Origin of the sequence: Edwardsiella hoshinae NBRC 105699 = ATCC 33379 (assembly GCF_000474215.1) — a bacterium.
Classification (GTDB): Bacteria; Pseudomonadota; Gammaproteobacteria; order Enterobacterales; family Enterobacteriaceae; genus Edwardsiella; species Edwardsiella hoshinae.
This window is the reverse complement of record NZ_BAUC01000010.1, coordinates 132,502-149,290: the sequence shown is the minus strand read 5'-3', so window position 1 is coordinate 149,290 and position 16,789 is coordinate 132,502. Positions and strand designations below refer to the sequence as shown.

The 16,789-nt window shown below is 54.8% G+C and carries 18 protein-coding genes; 10 read left to right on the top strand and 8 right to left on the bottom strand.

What is annotated here, in order from left to right:
• Positions 1-9: 9 nt before the first annotated feature.
• Entirely contained in the window at positions 10-1,362 is a 1,353-nt protein-coding gene (envC, locus tag EHO01S_RS04260; RefSeq protein WP_024522799.1) for a murein hydrolase activator EnvC, read from the bottom strand.
• A 9-nt stretch (positions 1,363-1,371) separates the two neighbouring features.
• Positions 1,372-2,916, bottom strand: coding sequence for a 2,3-bisphosphoglycerate-independent phosphoglycerate mutase (gene gpmM, locus EHO01S_RS04255; protein WP_024522798.1), 1,545 nt, complete (start codon positions 2,914-2,916; stop codon positions 1,372-1,374).
• A gap of 380 nt (positions 2,917-3,296) precedes the next feature.
• Between gpmM and EHO01S_RS04250 the strand changes: the two genes are divergently transcribed.
• The 5 genes from EHO01S_RS04250 to cysE all read left to right on the top strand — a co-directional run bounded on the left by EHO01S_RS04250 (position 3,297) and on the right by cysE (position 6,647).
• Entirely contained in the window at positions 3,297-3,728 is a 432-nt protein-coding gene (locus EHO01S_RS04250; RefSeq protein ID WP_024522797.1) for a rhodanese-like domain-containing protein, read from the top strand.
• Positions 3,729-3,752: 24 nt separating this feature from the next.
• Positions 3,753-4,001 carry a glutaredoxin 3 gene (gene grxC / locus EHO01S_RS04245; RefSeq protein WP_024522796.1) on the top strand — a complete coding sequence of 83 codons (249 nt, stop codon included), beginning with the start codon at positions 3,753-3,755 and terminating at the stop codon, positions 3,999-4,001.
• 55 nt (positions 4,002-4,056) lie between these two features.
• Positions 4,057-4,518 carry a protein-export chaperone SecB gene (gene secB / locus EHO01S_RS04240; RefSeq protein WP_024522795.1) on the top strand — a complete coding sequence of 154 codons (462 nt, stop codon included), beginning with the start codon at positions 4,057-4,059 and terminating at the stop codon, positions 4,516-4,518.
• A complete protein-coding gene (gene gpsA, locus EHO01S_RS04235) occupies positions 4,518-5,534 on the top strand; it encodes an NAD(P)H-dependent glycerol-3-phosphate dehydrogenase (protein WP_024522794.1) in 1,017 nt (338 codons plus the stop codon). Before secB ends, gpsA begins: the two co-directional genes overlap by 1 nt.
• A 291-nt stretch (positions 5,535-5,825) precedes the next feature.
• A complete protein-coding gene (cysE, locus tag EHO01S_RS04230) occupies positions 5,826-6,647 on the top strand; it encodes a serine O-acetyltransferase (protein ID WP_024522793.1) in 822 nt (273 codons plus the stop codon).
• Between the two features lie 57 nt (positions 6,648-6,704).
• On the opposite strand, the gene trmL is transcribed toward cysE, so the two are convergent.
• The 3 genes from trmL to cpxR are packed head-to-tail and all read right to left on the bottom strand — an operon-like array spanning position 6,705 to position 9,304.
• The gene (trmL, locus tag EHO01S_RS04225; protein ID WP_024522792.1) at positions 6,705-7,178 is read right to left on the bottom strand and encodes a tRNA (uridine(34)/cytosine(34)/5-carboxymethylaminomethyluridine(34)-2'-O)-methyltransferase TrmL; all 474 of its coding nucleotides are present in this window, start codon (positions 7,176-7,178) and stop codon (positions 6,705-6,707) included.
• 42 nt (positions 7,179-7,220) lie between these two features.
• Complete coding sequence (gene cpxA / locus EHO01S_RS04220) at positions 7,221-8,609, bottom strand: envelope stress sensor histidine kinase CpxA (RefSeq protein WP_024522791.1); 1,389 nt, start codon at positions 8,607-8,609, stop codon at positions 7,221-7,223.
• Positions 8,606-9,304, bottom strand: coding sequence for an envelope stress response regulator transcription factor CpxR (cpxR, locus tag EHO01S_RS04215; RefSeq protein WP_024522790.1), 699 nt, complete (start codon positions 9,302-9,304; stop codon positions 8,606-8,608). Before cpxR ends, cpxA begins: the two co-directional genes overlap by 4 nt.
• Before the next feature lie 150 nt (positions 9,305-9,454).
• Here cpxR and cpxP point away from each other — a divergent pair, with 150 nt between their 5' ends.
• The 4 genes from cpxP to pfkA all read left to right on the top strand — a co-directional run bounded on the left by cpxP (position 9,455) and on the right by pfkA (position 13,697).
• Positions 9,455-9,934: a cell-envelope stress modulator CpxP gene (cpxP, locus tag EHO01S_RS04210; protein ID WP_024522789.1), complete on the top strand. Its 480-nt coding sequence runs from the start codon at positions 9,455-9,457 to the stop codon at positions 9,932-9,934.
• Positions 9,935-10,332: 398 nt separating this feature from the next.
• The gene (locus EHO01S_RS04205) at positions 10,333-11,202 is read left to right on the top strand and encodes a GNAT family N-acetyltransferase (RefSeq protein WP_024522788.1); all 870 of its coding nucleotides are present in this window, start codon (positions 10,333-10,335) and stop codon (positions 11,200-11,202) included.
• Positions 11,203-11,535: 333 nt separating this feature from the next.
• Positions 11,536-12,438, top strand: a complete 903-nt coding sequence (gene fieF / locus EHO01S_RS04200) for a CDF family cation-efflux transporter FieF (RefSeq protein WP_024522787.1) — start codon at positions 11,536-11,538, stop codon at positions 12,436-12,438.
• Between the two features lie 296 nt (positions 12,439-12,734).
• On the top strand, positions 12,735-13,697 hold the full coding sequence (gene pfkA, locus EHO01S_RS04195) for a 6-phosphofructokinase (RefSeq protein ID WP_024522786.1): 963 nt from the start codon (positions 12,735-12,737) through the stop codon (positions 13,695-13,697).
• A 172-nt stretch (positions 13,698-13,869) separates the two neighbouring features.
• Here the strand turns inward: pfkA and tpiA are convergent, their stop codons facing one another.
• Together tpiA and EHO01S_RS04185 are read right to left on the bottom strand one after the other, a co-directional pair.
• Positions 13,870-14,637, bottom strand: a complete 768-nt coding sequence (gene tpiA / locus EHO01S_RS04190; protein ID WP_024522785.1) for a triose-phosphate isomerase — start codon at positions 14,635-14,637, stop codon at positions 13,870-13,872.
• A gap of 115 nt (positions 14,638-14,752) precedes the next feature.
• Entirely contained in the window at positions 14,753-15,403 is a 651-nt protein-coding gene (locus tag EHO01S_RS04185; protein WP_024522784.1) for a DUF1454 family protein, read from the bottom strand.
• Positions 15,404-15,563: 160 nt separating this feature from the next.
• On the opposite strand from EHO01S_RS04185, the gene EHO01S_RS04180 reads away from it, so the two are divergent.
• Positions 15,564-15,995 carry a DUF805 domain-containing protein gene (locus EHO01S_RS04180; protein ID WP_024522783.1) on the top strand — a complete coding sequence of 144 codons (432 nt, stop codon included), beginning with the start codon at positions 15,564-15,566 and terminating at the stop codon, positions 15,993-15,995.
• Positions 15,996-16,042: 47 nt separating this feature from the next.
• Here EHO01S_RS04180 and fpr read toward each other — a convergent pair whose 3' ends face one another.
• Positions 16,043-16,789, bottom strand: coding sequence for a ferredoxin--NADP(+) reductase (gene fpr, locus EHO01S_RS04175; protein ID WP_024522782.1), 747 nt, complete (start codon positions 16,787-16,789; stop codon positions 16,043-16,045).

Here is a 16,789-nt window from a genome sequence, read left to right as displayed (position 1 = left end):
TGGTGGGCGCTAGCGCCCCAGCCATGGCCGCGGGTTAACCGCCTGCCCCTGGCGGCGGATCTCAAAGTAGAGCGCCGATTGTCCCTGTCCGCCGCTATCGCCGACCAGCGCGATGGGCTGCCCGGCCTTGACTTGCGCGCCGACGTTAACCAGCGCACTCTGATTGTAGCCATACAGGCTCATGTCGCCTTTACCGTGCTCGATCACCACGACCAGACCATAACCTTGTAACCAGTCAGCTAATAGTACACGGCCATCAGCAATCGCATGGACTTCACTGCCTTCTGGTGCGGCGATGACCATACCCTTCCAGCGTAGCTCACCCTGTAACGGTTCGCCGAAGCCATGGATGACGCGGCCGCGTACCGGCCAAATAGCCTGTCCTGCGGGACGTCCTAGGCCGCCGGTGCGTGCCAACAGGGCGCGCTCGCGTTCGCTGGGTTTATAGGTGGTGCCCTTCTTCTGAGCCTGGGCCTCTTTGGCTTTCATCTCGGCTCGTACACGTGCGGCCTCACGTGCCTCGCGTTCAGCTCGGGCACGCGCCTCGCGCTCGGCGCGGGCAATCTTGTCGCGTAGGCGCGTCTCGTTCTGGCGTAGTTCGTCTAGCTGTTGCTGATCCTTGGCCAGCGCACTCTCTAATGCCGTCAGCGTCTTCTGGCGGCTGGCGCGGGCTTGTTGCAGCAGTTGTTGCGCCTCCTGCTGGGTAGCCAATACGGCCTTCTGCTCGCTCTTGGCGCTCTCCAGCTCCCGTTTCTGTTGCCCGAGATCGGTGCGTGTCTCTTGTAGGGCGGCGATATTCTGCTGACGGGCAGCGTTGAGGTAGCCAAAGTAGGCGAGTAGGCGTTCGCTGCGCTGGCTTTCTTCCCCATTGAGCAACACTTGCATGCCGGTGTGTTTGCCAAGGCGGAACGCCATGTCTAGCTGCCGCGCCAAGAGTGCGTTCTGACCGTTCTCTTTGCTTTGTAGCTTACGAATGGAAGTATTGAGTGAGGTGATGCGCTGATCCAGCTTACGGAGCTCGGCTTGGGTGTCGTGCAATGCGCGACCTGCCTGGGCAATCTGCTTTTCTTGGGCTTTGAGTTGATCTTGTAGGGCGGCGCGTTGCTGCTGCTGTTGCTTGACGCTCTTCTCTTTGGCCGCGATATCTTGCCGGATGGACTGTAGCTGTTGCTTATTGCTGTCCGCCGCCGAGACGACGCTGGGGAAAAGGGTGCAGCCGGCGAAGAGCACGCCGACGCAGAGCATGGACAGACGTGATAGACGACAACGCACCTGCGCCGCCAGTGCGGTGGCACAGGTGTCATTCTCGACAGGCAGCGTGGTACCCATGCGAGTTATGCAAAACAGATCGTTTCCCCTCATGGGGATCGATTATTTCACGATGAACAGCGGCTTGCCAGTCATCTCTGCCGGTACGTCCATGCCCATCAGGGTCAGCATGGTCGGCGCGATATCAGACAGTTTGCCACCTTCAACCGCCTCAGCGGGTTTACCGATATAGATCAACGGCACCGGCAGGTTGGTGTGGGCGGTATATGGCTGGCCGCTCTCCTGGTCACGCATCAGTTCGGCGTTGCCGTGATCGGCGGTGATCAACAGCTGCCCTTCGGCTTTCTGCACCGCTTCGACAACCTGACCAATGCAGGCATCCAGCGCTTCTACGGCTTTCACTGCGGCATCATAGACGCCGGTGTGACCGACCATGTCGCCGTTCGGGTAGTTACAGATGATGGTGTCATATTGACCGCTGCCGATGGCGGCGATCAGTTTCTCAGTCAGTTCGGCAGAGCTCATCTCTGGTTGTAGATCGTAGGTTGCCACCTTCGGAGAGTTGATCAGGATACGCGCTTCACCTTCGAACGGCGTTTCGACACCACCGTTATAGAAGAAGGTGACATGGGCGTACTTCTCGGTCTCGGAGATACGCAACTGGGTCTTATTGTGCTTCATCAGCCACTCGCCCAGGGTGTTGGTCAGTGAAGCTGGCGGATAGGCGCACTCGGTATGAATGTCAGCGGCATACTCGGTCAGCATGACGAAGCTGCTCAGCTGTACGACTTTATGACGGGTAAAACCATCGAAATCGGTATTGACGAAGGCCCGGGTGATTTCGCGCGCTCGGTCGGCACGGAAGTTCATGAATATCAGTGCATCGCCGTCTTGCATCGCGGCATCGGCTTGGCCAGCGGCACGGATCACGGTCGGTTTGACGAACTCGTCGTTTTCACCGCGTGCATAGGCGGCCTGCAAGCCATCAATGGCGTTATCGGCTTGGAACTCCCCCTTGGCTTCGCTCAGCAGGTTATAGGCCAGTTCGACGCGATCCCAACGATTGTCGCGATCCATAGCGTAGTAGCGACCGACCAGCGAGGCGATGCGACCTTTACCCAGTGCGGCGAAGCGATCGTTGAATCGTTTCAGTGTTGACTCCGCACTACGCGGCGGGGTATCGCGACCATCGAGGAAGGCATGCAGATAGATCGCCTCGGCACCACGCTGTGCGGCCAGGTCGACCATCGCCATGATGTGATCTTCGTGGCTATGCACGCCGCCCGGCGACATCAACCCCATGATATGGACTGCTTTACCGGCAGCAACGGCATTATCGACGGCGCGCGTCAGCACCGCATTATTGAAGAAATCACCCTCTTTAATCTCTTTGTCCAGACGCGTCAGATCCTGGTACACGATGCGGCCGGCTCCCAGATTGACATGGCCGACCTCGGAGTTACCCATCTGGCCATCCGGCAGACCGACATCGAGGCCGGAGGCTGAGATCAGCGTATGCGGATATTCGGCCCACAGACGGTTCATCACCGGACGCTTGGCGTTAAGAATCGCGTTATCCTGTTGATCTTCACGGTAACCGTAGCCGTCAAGGATCACCAGAACCATCGGTTTTTTGGCGTTCGACATTACAACAACCTCATATATTGATAAGTTCAAGAATGAATAGCCGTGCACACGCGATGCAACTGCCCCTGAGGTGCCGACGACGATGTGAGGCGCGGCAGGCGATGGTGGGACTCGCCCCAATATACACGGCTATTCCGTCGTGAATTAGCGTAATTTTACTACAATCCGTTGCAGCTTGGCTGTAGAAAAATCAAGAGAAACCCTTTTGTACCCTAATCACGCCGCAAGCGCGGCGCGAGGTGGGGGGAATTTTTCGCGCCAGGCCGCAGTTTCAGCGCCCGGCGCGTGCTAATCGGCTGTATTTGGAGCGAGGCGAAGGTATACTCTGTTCCCTTGATTTAGCCCTTTAACCGATTCGGGAGTAGTAACCCCCCATGCAAATGCAAGAGATTATGCAATTCGTCACGGCCCACCCTGTGCTGAGCGTGGCGTGGATTGTGCTGTTTGTGGCGGTTGTCGTGATGACGATCAAAAGCCGTTTCTCTAAAGTGAAAGATATCAGTCGTGGCCAGGCTACCCAACTGATCAACAAAGAGGACGCCATCGTCGTCGATACCCGGACACGCGAAGAGTATCGCAAGGGGCACATCGCCAACTCCGTAAACCTGACACCGAGCGAGCTGAAGAGTGGCAGTCTTGGTGAGTTGGAGAAGCATAAGGCGCGGCCGGTGATCGTGGTGTGCGCTAATGGCATGACCTCCCGTCAGTCTGGGGAGCATCTGGTCAACGCGGGTTTCGCCCAGGTATTTTCTCTGAAAGATGGTATTGCCGGCTGGCAGGGCGATAATCTGCCGTTAGCCCGCGGAAAATAAGCTGATATTGACTGAGGAGTCATCATGGCCAAGATTGAGATTTATACCAAAGCGACCTGTCCGTTTTGCTTGCGCGCCAAGGCGCTGTTGACGGCTAAAGGGGCTGGGTTTGACGAAATCGCCATCGACGCGCATCCCGAGAAGCGTGACGAGATGATTGCGCGTAGTGGTCGCACCACTGTGCCGCAGATCTTTATCGATGGCCGCCACATCGGCGGCTGTGATGACCTGCACGCATTAGATGCCCGGGGTGAGCTTGACCCGCTACTGTAATCGGCGTCGACGTTTAATCGGGATTAACCCATTAGCTAAAGATTAGGAAGCAACCATGTCAGAACAAAACAACACCGAAATGTCTTTCCAGATCCAGCGTATCTACACCAAAGACATCTCCTTTGAAGCACCGAATGCGCCGGCAATCTTTCAGAAAGAGTGGCAGCCGGAGGTGAAACTGGATCTGGATACAGCCTCCAGCCAACTGGCCGACGGGGTTTTCGAAGTGGTTCTGCGCGTCACCGTAACGGCCTCCATGGGCGAAGAGACGGCGTTCCTGTGTGAAGTACAGCAGGCGGGTATCTTTACCATCGCCGGCATCGAAGGCACGCAAATGGCGCACTGCTTGGGCGCTTACTGCCCGAACATCCTGTTCCCGTATGCGCGTGAGTGCATCACCAATCTGGTTGCCCGCGGCACTTTCCCGCAGCTGAACTTGGCACCGGTGAACTTCGACGCGCTGTTCATGAATTATCTGCAACAGCAGGCCGGTGAAGAGCCGACTCAGGAAGCGTAATGACGACGCCCGCCGCTTCTATGGTGGTTATCGGTGCTGGCTCCTACGGCACCGCATTAGCCATTACCTTGGCCCGTAACGGGCATCCGGTGGTATTGTGGGGGCACGACCCGGCGCATATCGCGGCGCTGGAGGCGGCACGCTGTAACCAAGCTTTCTTGCCGGATGTGCGTTTCCCTGACAGTCTGGCGTTAGAGACTGACCTGGCGCAAGCCTTGGCCGCGAGTCGTGACGTATTGGTGGTGGTGCCAAGCCATGTCTTTGGCGATGTGTTGCGCCAGCTGCGTCCTCATCTGCGTCCAGATGCTCGTCTGGTTTGGGCGACTAAGGGACTTGAGGCGGAGACCGGGCGTTTGTTGCAAGACGTGGCGCGTGAGGCGTTAGGGCCGGATATCCCGTTAGCGGTGATCTCCGGGCCGACCTTCGCCAAGGAGTTGGCCGCGGGGATGCCGACGGCAATCGCCGTCGCCTCGCAAGATATGGCCTTCGCCGAGGATTTGCAGCATCTATTGCACTGCGGTAAGAGCTTCCGCGTCTACCTGAATCCCGATTTCATCGGGGTGCAATTGGGGGGGGCGGTGAAGAATGTCATCGCCATTGGCGCGGGGATGTCAGATGGTATCGGTTTTGGTGCCAATGCGCGTACCGCGTTGATTACCCGCGGTCTGGTGGAGATGAGCCGGCTGGGTGTCGCGCTTGGTGCCGATCCGGCCACCTTCATGGGAATGGCGGGATTGGGTGATCTGGTGTTGACCTGTACCGATAACCAGTCACGTAACCGTCGATTCGGCATCATGTTGGGGCAAGGCATGGGCGTCGAAGAGGCTCAAACGCAGATCGGCCAGGTGGTCGAGGGTTACCGCAATACCAAAGAGGTGATGTCGCTGGCGCAACGCCACGGCGTCGAGATGCCGATCACTGAGCAGATCTACCAAGTCTTGTATTGCCATAAGAATGTTCGTGAGGCGGCGCTCTCGCTGTTAGGGCGGGCCAGTAAGGACGAAAACGCGCGGTGAGTGGCGTTTTAGGTATCCGTCGTAGCGGCGGATACCACGTCTTTTTCATTCTCGTGGTGTGAATCAGGTCGGGATTATCGTTATCCTCTCCTTGACCACAGGCACCAGTCTGATTAATTAATAACGTAATTCATTATCCGATCCTCTTCCTTTCCCTCTCCTGTGAGTGTCTGGTGTCGGCGGTAGCTGTCATGTTGCCGCGCGCATCATTACGCTGAGGATGGGGTAGCGTGCGTGAGGATTGTTTGGCAAGGCCGGGGTATCGCCGGTGACTAGGAGGGGAGCATCAACATGTCGACAGAAGAATTAGCGCTCATCTGGCATAACATCAAGATGGAGGCGCGCGGGCTGGCGGAGTGTGAGCCGATGTTGGCCAGCTTTTTCCATGCCACCCTACTGAAGCATGAGAATCTGTCTGGCGCGTTGAGCTACATCCTAGCGAATAAGCTGGCTGATCCGATCATGCCGGCGATCGCCATTCGTGAAATCGCAGAGGAGGCGTATCGCGCCGATCCCTGCATGGTGGACTATGCCGCGCGCGATATCCTCGCGGTACGGCAACGCGATCCGGCCGTCGATAAATACTCGACTCCGCTGCTGTATCTAAAAGGGTTCCATGCGCTACAGGCGTATCGTATAGGTCATTGGCTGTGGCGCCAGGAGCGGCGTGCCTTGGCTATCTATCTACAGAATCAGATTTCCGTGGCATTCGGCGTGGATATCCACCCGGCAGCGCGTATCGGCTGTGGCATTATGCTGGATCATGCAACCGGGATCGTGATCGGTGAGACGGCGGTGGTAGAGAACGATGTATCGATCTTGCAGTCGGTTACTTTAGGGGGGACGGGGAAGGAGTGTGGTGATCGCCATCCCAAAATCCGCGAAGGAGTGATGATCGGGGCCGGTGCCAAGATTTTAGGTAATATTGAGGTTGGGCGAGGTGCCAAGATCGGGGCAGGCTCAGTCGTGCTACATGCAGTACCAGAGCACACGACGGTAGCAGGGGTACCGGCGCGCATCGTCGGCCGCCCAGAGAGCGACAAGCCCGCGATGGACATGGATCAGCGTTTCAATGGCAATAGCCACGGTTTCGCCGATGGCAGTGGTATTTAAGCGGGGTGCATTTGGGCCTGCGTGGTATGGGCGGGCGGTCATTGACCGCCCTCGGTATTATTGTCGCAGCAGGGCACCGGCATAGTCCAGTTGGCGCCAAGCCTCGTAGACGACCACCGAAACGGCGTTAGACAGGTTCATACTGCGGCTGCTGGCCAGCATGGGAATACGGATCTTTTGGGCCGCAGGTAGCGCATCCAGGATCGTGGCCGGCAGACCACGGGTCTCCGGGCCGAACAGGAGATAATCGCCAGCCTGGTAGCTGACCGCGCTGTGAGCGGGGGTGCCCTTGGTGGTCAGGGCAAACAAGCGTTGTGGGCGTTCACTGGCGAGGAAGGCCGCATAGTCGTGGTGTCGGCGGATATCGGCGAACTCATGGTAATCCAGGCCGGCACGGCGCAGGCGTTTGTCGTCCCAGGTGAAGCCCAGCGGCTCGATCACGTGTAGATGGAAGCCTGTATTGGCACACAGACGGATGATATTACCGGTATTGGGTGGAATTTCAGGTTCGAAGAGTACGATGTTTAGCATTGGCGCCCCCAGAGTTCAGGGGGCGCAGTATAACGCAGAATATTAGGCTTTGCTCACGCCGCTACGGTTGGATAGCGGTAGCCAGAGTGTCAGACGCAGTCCTCCCAATGGACTATCCTCGGCGCGTACCCAGCCATGATGCTGTTCGACTACGGTAGAGACAATCGCCAGTCCCAACCCGGTGCCGCCGGATTCACGATCGCGGGCCTCATCGGTGCGGTAGAAGGGACGGAAGATTTGTTCGCGATCCTGTGGGGCGACACCAGGGCCATCATCATCCACATGGATAGTGATCCCCTGCCTGCCACAACTGAAATGGATCACGATATGGCTATTGGAGTAGCGCAGAGCGTTGCGTACGATATTCTCGAATGCGCTGTCCAGCGCGGCATGGCTACCAAACAATGGCCACGGGCCTGGCGGTGTCGGTATCTCCAGCTTTTTACCACGTTGCTCTGCTTCGAAGCGGGCGTTGTCCAGTACGTCGCACCATAACTCATCCGCACGCAACGGTTCGCGATCTAGCTCGGTCTTGTGTTGGTTGCGCGATAGCGCTAGCAGATCATTGATCATACTATCTAGGCGTTGCGCCTCAGTCTCGATGCGCGCCAGCTCGCTGTATTCACCGTGACGTCGCCGCATCAGGGCCGTGGCCAGCTGTAGACGGGTTAGTGGAGTACGTAACTCGTGCGAGATATCGGAGATTAGCCGTTGTTGCGCCTTCACCATTCCCTCAAGCGCACTCACCATCTGGTTGAAGCTGACGCCGGTTGCTAAGAACTCCTGAGGTCCCGACTCCAGTTCAGGATGCTGGCGTAGGTTACCGCTGGCGACCTCGTCCGCCGCCATCTTCAGCTTGCGAGCCGGACTCGCTAGGCTCCAGGCTAACCACAGCAATAACGGTGAGCTGATCAGCATGGTGACCAATAGCAGCAGTAACGGGCGGTCAAACAGCAAGTTGACGAAGTCGGATTGTGGGCTGTTAGCCGGACGTAGCAGATACAGTTGGTAGTTATCTTCGCCATCGCGGATGGGAAAGGGGCCGAGGATCTCGACACGGCCATATTTTTTCTTCTTCGGATGATCGGCGTTATCGGACTGGCCGATAAAGTTACGCACGATCTGCATTTCGTTGCGCTGGGCGCCGATCACGCGCCCTTCGCTGGTTACCAACAGTAGGCGTTGGCCTGGTGGTGACCATTTATCGATAGCGCGGAATAGACGGCGCCACCACAGCAGGTCGTTGGGCGGGTCGACGGCCAGTTCGGCTTCGACATGCTGCTCTAGCATGATGCCTTGGCGCCGTTCACTGTCCAGCAGACTGGTGATCTGGCGCGAGTCGAGCTTGGGGAGCATCAGCACCACCATCAGCACCAGGGCCAGCGTTAGCCAAAAAATGGCAAAAATACGCGCCGTTAGGCTATTGATCATGAAACAGATACCATCAGATAGCCGCGCCCGCGCAGGGTTTTAAACCACGGCTGACCATCCTTGCGTTCAGGCAGCTTGCGGCGAAGGTTAGAGATATGCATGTCGATGGCGCGATCAAAGGGAGTTAGCCGTTTACCTAACACTTCTTGGCTGAGATGTTCGCGCGAGACGACCTGCCCCAGATGCTGCGCTAGCAGGTATAGCAGAGTAAACTCGGTGCCGGTGAGCTCCAACGGCTGCCCGTCAAAGCTGGCCTCTTGGCGTCCAGGATTGAGTTGCAAGCGGTCGACTTGGAGAATTGGTGCGCCATTATCGCCATTTTGCTGCTGCTCGTTCCAGCTGGAGCGGCGCAGGATAGCGCGAATGCGCGCCACTAACTCCCGATCGTTGAACGGTTTTGGAAGATAATCGTCGGCACCCAGCTCTAGCCCGAGTACACGGTCAAGTTCGCTGCCGCGGGCGGTGAGCATAATGACCGGCGTCTGATGGTGTTGGCGCAACTCTTTTAAGGTATCGATACCATTTTTCTTCGGCATCATGACATCCAGCAGTAGCAGGTCGATGCTGGCGTCCAGCATGGCTAATGCCTGCTCACCATCGTGAGCGACGATAACTTCAAATCCTTCAAGATCAAGTAGTTCCTGAAGAAGCGACGTCAGTTCGCGATCGTCATCAACCAGTAAAATCTTATTCATTGGGTGTTACCTCCTGACGCAAAATACGATATCAAATGCCGCTAATCCATGACTTTACTTAGTTTTACATCCCCTGACGCATGTTTTCAGCTGCACGGGTAGACTGCACTACATCGAATCAACGAGCGAGTCGGTACATAGGAGTGAGAGATGCAAAAGACTGCAACCCTGACCATGGCCGCTTTGCTTACGCTGACCAGCGTTGCTGTATCCGCCAATGAGGGTGAGCAGATTAGTCGCTGGCATCAGGGCAGCGACATGATGCAACAGAGTATGGACCATAACCATATGTTTGATGGTGTGAGTCTGACAGAGCATCAACGTCAGCAAATGCGGGATTTGATGCAGACGGCGCGTCACGGTTTTTCTCGCGTGAATCTGCACGATATCGAAGCCATGCATCGTCTGATGACAGCAGAACAATTTGACGCCAGCGCGGTGAGAGCGTTGGCAGAGAAGATGGCGCAAGAGAGTGTTAATCGCCAGGTTGAGATGGCACGTATCCGTAACCTGATGTTTAACCTCCTGACGCCAGAACAGAAGGCCCAGTTAAATGCACGTTATCAGCAAAAGATCGCCGGATGGCAGCAGCAGATAGCGTACATGCAGAATACTTCTGCCCAGAAGTAGTGTACGACCGAGTAGCACCCTGTTTTTCCTTGCCATAGACACCATCCCTGTCTTCCCCCACATGATGTGGGGGTTTTTTTTATCTGTCGTTTGTCGTCATATGCTGAAATTGGATGCCTTGGCGACAGTTTGCTGGCGTATAGCCATCTTCCCATGACACCATTATGAATAGAAGTAACTTGTTATATATCCAATACTTATCATGTAAACTTACAATTTGTGTTATATTGCAGTATTATTATATAAAGATTAATTCTCACTGTTTTTCGGTAAAATAACAGCGTAATGAAATGTTGACACCTTGAGTGAGATAGGAGAAGGCATAAGGTATGAGTTGATTACCTATCGCGACTCTTAGCGTCGATAATATTATTTTATAAAGTATTTAGGGTTGGTCAATGTTTATTAAAAAATTACTCGGCTGGCGGCAATGTGATTTTGCTAGCTATAAGATGGCTGCACAACGTTATGGCTATAGTGCAGAGTCAGCGCCTGATTATATTGAATTTATGCTTGATTGTGGGGCTACGTTTAATTTCATTGCCTATTATCATGGCGGTGAGATAGTTGCAGTAGCTTGTATCGATAATGGCTGGTTAGTTAATGACTTTAAAAATAATAATAAATCGATTGTTGGCTTGTCGTTACCCGTATCGGGAATCGTATTACCGATGAAGCGCGGTACCTTGTGCTGTGTACCATTTAAGTCGCGTTGTATAAGTGGGGATTATCCTCATGTCTTAAATATTACTCAAAAATTTTCTAAGCGCCTTGAGGCGGTAGCGAAAAAAATTTCCGATTTCTCTAAGAAGACACAGCAGACACGACGCCGTGAAATAAAGAAGTTTCAGCAGGCTGGCGGTGATTTTATCGATATAGCCACCCTCTCAGCCGATACCCTATTAGATAGCTATGATGCTCTGCTTAAAAAGCGTTGGGGGCAGGGAATTGCCAATCTGGAGCTGAATCGGCAGTTTTTTAGACGTTTCCAGCATTGCTTCTATGGCGATGTCGCCATGCTAAATGGGGAGATTGTTGGCATACAGTTATTGCTTAAGACCGAGTCTGTCAGGGGGATCTTTGTCGACTTTATCAATATTGGTTACGATGTCGACAACGACTACCCTCTCGGTACAATGTTGATGTGGCGTAATATTGAGCGAGTTGCCGAATTAGGTGACGGAGTGAAATACTCCTATGGTTTTATGTCAGGTGAGTATAAGAAACGTTGGTGTACCCCCCAATTATTATCGCGGGTGATTTTTTAAGACAAAAACCGCGATGCGAGATGACTGGCGTAATAGCAACACGGCATTTAGCCGGGATAACTGCGCCAGTCTGATGATAGTATATTCTTGCCTACGAAGCCTCCCCTGCCTTACCTGAATAATTCGCTGACATTGCCTGTGAGTTAGCCGCATGTTTAGAGAGAATACCGTACGCTCTACACACATTGCACATGGGCGTGTGTCCCCCGCTCGCGCAACGCCGTGAGTCTAACGCTTGGTGGGGTGTACGGTATGGGTTTAGTACGCGGCCTCTTTTTTGTCGTGTAATTCGTTATACTGGTCGGCTAATCAAACAAATTTTTGGGTGAATCTATGCATCAGCAATATGCGCGACTGGTTAAGGTGGCGGCGCTAGCCGCCACGGCAACAGCCACAACCCTGCTGATTTTTAAAATCTTGGCTTGGTGGTATACCGGCTCGGTCAGCCTGCTGGCTTCGCTGGTGGACTCCTTGGTGGATATCGCCGCCTCGTTGACGAACCTGTTGGTGATCCGTTACTCCCTACAACCGGCGGATGAAGACCACACGTTCGGTCACGGCAAGGCGGAGTCGCTGGCGGCGTTGGCGCAGAGCATGTTTATCAGTGGCTCCGCGTTATTCCTGTTTCTGACCGGCTTCCAGCATCTGATTAAGCCTGTCGCGTTACATGATCCTGGCGTTGGGATCTGGGTAACGGCTTTCGCTTTGATCAGCACCATGTTGTTGGTGACCTTTCAGCGTTGGGTAGTACGTAAGACTCAGAGCCAGGCGGTGCGGGCAGACATGCTACATTACCAGTCCGATGTACTGATGAATGGCGCGATTCTGATTTCGTTGGGTCTGAGTTGGTATGGTGTAACCTGGGCTGATGCGCTGTTTGCGTTGGCAATCGGGGTCTATATTCTCTATAGCGCATTGCGGATGGGTTATGAGGCGGTGCAATCGCTACTCGACCGCGCATTGAGTGAAGAGGAGCGGCGGTTGATTGTTTCATTGGTACGCCATCACCACGATGTATTGGGGCTGCATGATCTGCGAACCCGTCAGTCGGGGCCGACGCGTTTCATTCAGTTACATATTGAGATGGACGATGCACTGCCTCTGGTAGAAGCTCATGCTATTGCCGATCAGGTTGAACATGAGCTATTGCAACATTTCCCCGGTGCAGACGTGATCATTCATCAGGATCCGACGTCAGTAGTGCCCCTTGAACAAAAAGGGCGGTGGGAGTGTTAAAAAATACCAGTTTGTGAGCCGGATTACAGCATGGCTATTTTTTTTACACCGTAAAATATTTACCATGTGCGGACTGACCTGAATCAATTCAGCTTGATTACTTTGCTATAATATTACACAGTAATCGACTAAAGTGTTCATTTTCTGTACCAGAAGGCGAAGCCTGGGCCAGCGTTACGGGTACCAGGCAAGCGTGGGGGGCGTTGGTTACCGTTGTACGCGGTGGTCGAGCCAAAGTTGTACGCGCCAAGCCACTCCATTTCTAAGAAATAGTATCCACAAGCTCAGAGGTAGTCATGATCAAAAAAATCGGTGTTTTGACCAGTGGCGGTGATGCGCCGGGCATGAACGCGGCCATCCGCGGTGTCGTACGTGCAGCCTTGTCCAAAGGGTTAGAAGTGTATGGCATTCATGATGGCTACCTCGGTCTGTATGAAGGACGTATTGAGCAACTGGATCGCTATAGTGTTTCTGACGTTATCAATCGCGGTGGTACTTTCCTTGGCTCCGCGCGTTTCCCCGAATTCCGTGACGAGAAAGTACGGGCGCAAGCGGTGGAAAATATGCGAAAGTTTGGCCTAGACGCCCTGGTGGTTATCGGCGGTGATGGTTCTTACATGGGAGCCAAGCGTCTGACTGAGATGGGCTTCCCTTGCATCGGTTTGCCGGGCACCATCGATAATGACGTCGCCGGGACCGATTATACCATCGGTTATTTCACAGCGTTGGAGACCGTCGTGGAGGCGATCGACCGCCTACGTGATACCTCATCCTCTCATCAGCGCATTTCCATCGTGGAAGTGATGGGTCGTTACTGTGGCGACTTAACCTTAGCGGCGGCGATCGCCGGGGGATGTGAGTACATTGTGCTGCCGGAGGTGGAGTTTAAGCGCGAAGACTTGGTCGAAGAGATCAAGGCTGGTATCACTAAAGGCAAGAAACACGCAATCGTCGCGATCACTGAACACATCTGCGATGTTGATGAATTAGCTAAGTTTATCGAGCAGGAGACGGGCCGGGAGACCCGGGCTACTGTTTTGGGTCATATCCAGCGTGGCGGTGCGCCGGTCGCCTATGATCGCATCTTAGCCTCACGCATGGGGGCTTATTCCATCGAGTTACTACTGCAAGGGTATGGCGGTCGTTGCGTCGGTATCCAAAACGAAAAGCTGGTGCACCACGACATTATCGATGCGGTGGAAAACATGAAGCGTCCGTTTAAGGGTGATTGGCTGGACACGGCCAAGATGCTGTTCTGATTTCTGCTAACGCGATTACGAGATTATCGGCCCTGCTTCGGCGGGGTTTTTTATGTCGGTACTAGCGTTCGAGTGATGACGGGCCACCTGTGGATACCGTCTATAAGTTGGCCATCAAAAACGGCTCCCCATCGGGGAGCCGTCATGACATATAGGTTATCTGGCCGACTGCTTAGGCTTGTGCTGCGTCGGCGGCGGCACGCACGATGGTGGCGAAAGCATCGGCTTTCAGGGATGCCCCTCCGACCAGTGCACCATCGATATCCGGCTGTTTGAACAGATCGGCGGCATTGGCGGCGTTAACAGAGCCGCCGTACTGGATGATGACTTCCTGAGCAGCTTCCGCATCGTGTTTAGCGATATGGTCGCGGATGAATTTATGCACGGCCTGAGCTTGTTCCGGCGTAGCGGATTTGCCAGTACCGATGGCCCATACTGGTTCATAGGCGATGACAGCGCCTTTGAAGACCTGAGCCCCCATGCTCTTCAGCACGGCATCCAACTGGCGGGCACAAACTTCTTCGGTCTTGCCTGCTTCGTTTTCAGCTTCGGTTTCACCGATGCACAAAACCGGGATCAGACCGGCTTCTTTCAGGGCGGCGAATTTCTCGGCGATGAAGGTATCGCTCTCTTTGTGATAGGTGCGACGCTCTGAGTGGCCGATGATGATGTATTTGGCTCCCACGTCTTTCAGCATGGCGGCGGCGGTTTCACCGGTGAATGCGCCGGAGGCATTGATGCCGACGTCCTGGGCACCGAGTGCGATCCGGCTGCCAGCCAGCTCATGTGCGGCCATATCCAGGTACACGGTCGGCGGCGCGATAGCAACATCACAACCTGCAACGTCGCTCAGTTCGGCACGCAGTGCTGCGACCAGCTCGTGAACCATGTGGCGGCTACCGTTCAGTTTCCAGTTACCCATAACTAGTGGTTGACGCATTTTCTTTCCTCCAATTGGGAAACACATAATCGAAATCAATTTGCCTTATCGGCATCTTCTGTCTGACAGTATAAAAAATTGCGCGCCAGACGCTTTGTTTTCCATCATTAAATGCCTATGGACTTTGCGGATCAGCATCCTCTGATAGCGCTAGCTTAATCGGTTCAACAGCGAAAGTAATGCCTTTTTCTCCGCTATCTGCTACCACATAACGTAATGAGCCATCCTGCTGACTGTAGTAGGTATGGTTTTTCCCGCGACTCAGTAGCTGAGCAACCTTTTCAAGGCTTTGTTGTGCAGATATCGTGGGCGAAAAGCTTTGCATAATGGCTGCCATATAACGGATGGCGAGCTGCCGAGCGGCGCTTTCCGTTCCGTTTTTAGCCTCTCGTTTCCCCTTTTCTCGTTCGTTAGTGATTTCGGTGTCGGCCTCAGGCAGATAAGTGATCTGTAGGCTCTTGATCTTCCCCGTCCCCTTCTCCAATACCACGGAGGAGTAAATTGCCTGATTGATGCGAGTCGCGGCGCGAGTGAGCGGCAGATTCTCATCCTGCACGCTGATGGCGCGATACTCCGCCAGGGGGAGAGCAGGAAAGTCTTGATTATAGCGTGTACGGAAACTAACTAGGGTGAGATCGAAGGTCGGTGCACCGGGCAAGAGATAGGCGGCGGTCGGTGACTCGGAGGTCAAAGCGGACGATGCAGCGTTACTGACCAGCGGGAGGCAGGCCAGCATGAGAAGGGAGAGTAAGGCGATTCGCAGCATGCTTATAATCCGCTAAACAGCAGGTGACGATCCGAGAGATGATTAAAGCGTTTTATGGCTGTGCTTGTCAAAAAGCCGCGTAAAAATTCCGCTGTATTGCCCGAGGATCGGGTACACTGCGGCGCTCTGTTGGCTGAACCGAATGATAAAAGGATGGCGCATGGGCTTACAACAGTGGTGCTTTTCGCTCCGTGGCCGCTTGGGGAGACAAGCGTTCTGGGCATGGATGGGGATCTGGCTGCTGCTCTTGCTGGTGCTGTTTTCGCTGGCAGGGGGGGGACTGCTCCCATTACAGGCGGCAGCCTTTTTATTGGTGTTATCGCTGTGGCCGACGGCTGCGGTTTGGGTGAAACGTCTACATGATCGTAATAAGTCCGGCTGGTGGGCCTTGTTGGCCGTATTGGCTTGGATGCTGGCTGCCGGTAACTGGACGATGTTGGGGCCGGTGTGGGTCTGGGCTTTAGGGCGTTTCCTGCCGTTGCTAATCTACATTATGTTGCTATTAGACTGCGGTGTCTTCGCCGGTACGGCCGGAGACAACCGCTACGGTCCCCCGGCGGCGGCGCTAAACTGGCGCCGCTTTGGGGGGTAACGGCACCCATGCGGCGGGGGGAAGGGGGCGCCCGCCGCGGAGCGGATTTACCAGTAATGCTCGCTGGTGACATGACCCGGCTTACGGCGTAGATGCTTGCGCATGGCGCGGCTCTCTTTGAGTAGCTGTTGCGTATCACGTACCATCTGCGGGTTACCGCATAGCATCACATGGCTTTCTTCGGCGTTAATCGGTAGACCGACGGCAGCCTCTAACGCGCCATTGGCGATCAATGCCGGGATCCGTCCCTGCAATGCTCCGACGGCGGCTTCACGACTAACAATGGGCTGAATGCGTAGTTTACCGTTATAGCGCTGTACCAGTTGCTGCATGCGCGACAGATAGCTGAGATCGGCCGCATGGCGTACGGCATGCACCAGCACCAGATGCTCAAAGCGATCCAGGTCGCGTCCCTCTTCCAGCATGGAGAGGTAGGGACCGAGCGCGGTGCCGGTGGCCAGCATCCAGAGGATACGACTGTCCGGGACCTCATCCAAGACGAAGAAGCCGTTAGCCTCATCGCTGATCAGCAGTGTGTCGCCCGGTTGCAGCGCTGCGAGTCGCGGGCTGAGCACGCCATCCGGAACGGTGATCAGGTAAAACTCCAAGGCATCACTGCTGGGGGGGTTAACGAACGAATAGGCGCGTTGGATACGCTCATCGCCAATATCCATGCCCAGCTTGCCGAATTGCCCTGCCTGAAACGGCTTGATTGGAGCCTGCAACTGAATGCTAAACAGTTTATCGGTCCAGTGCTGAACCTGTGTAATGGTACCCGTTACCCATTCGGCCAT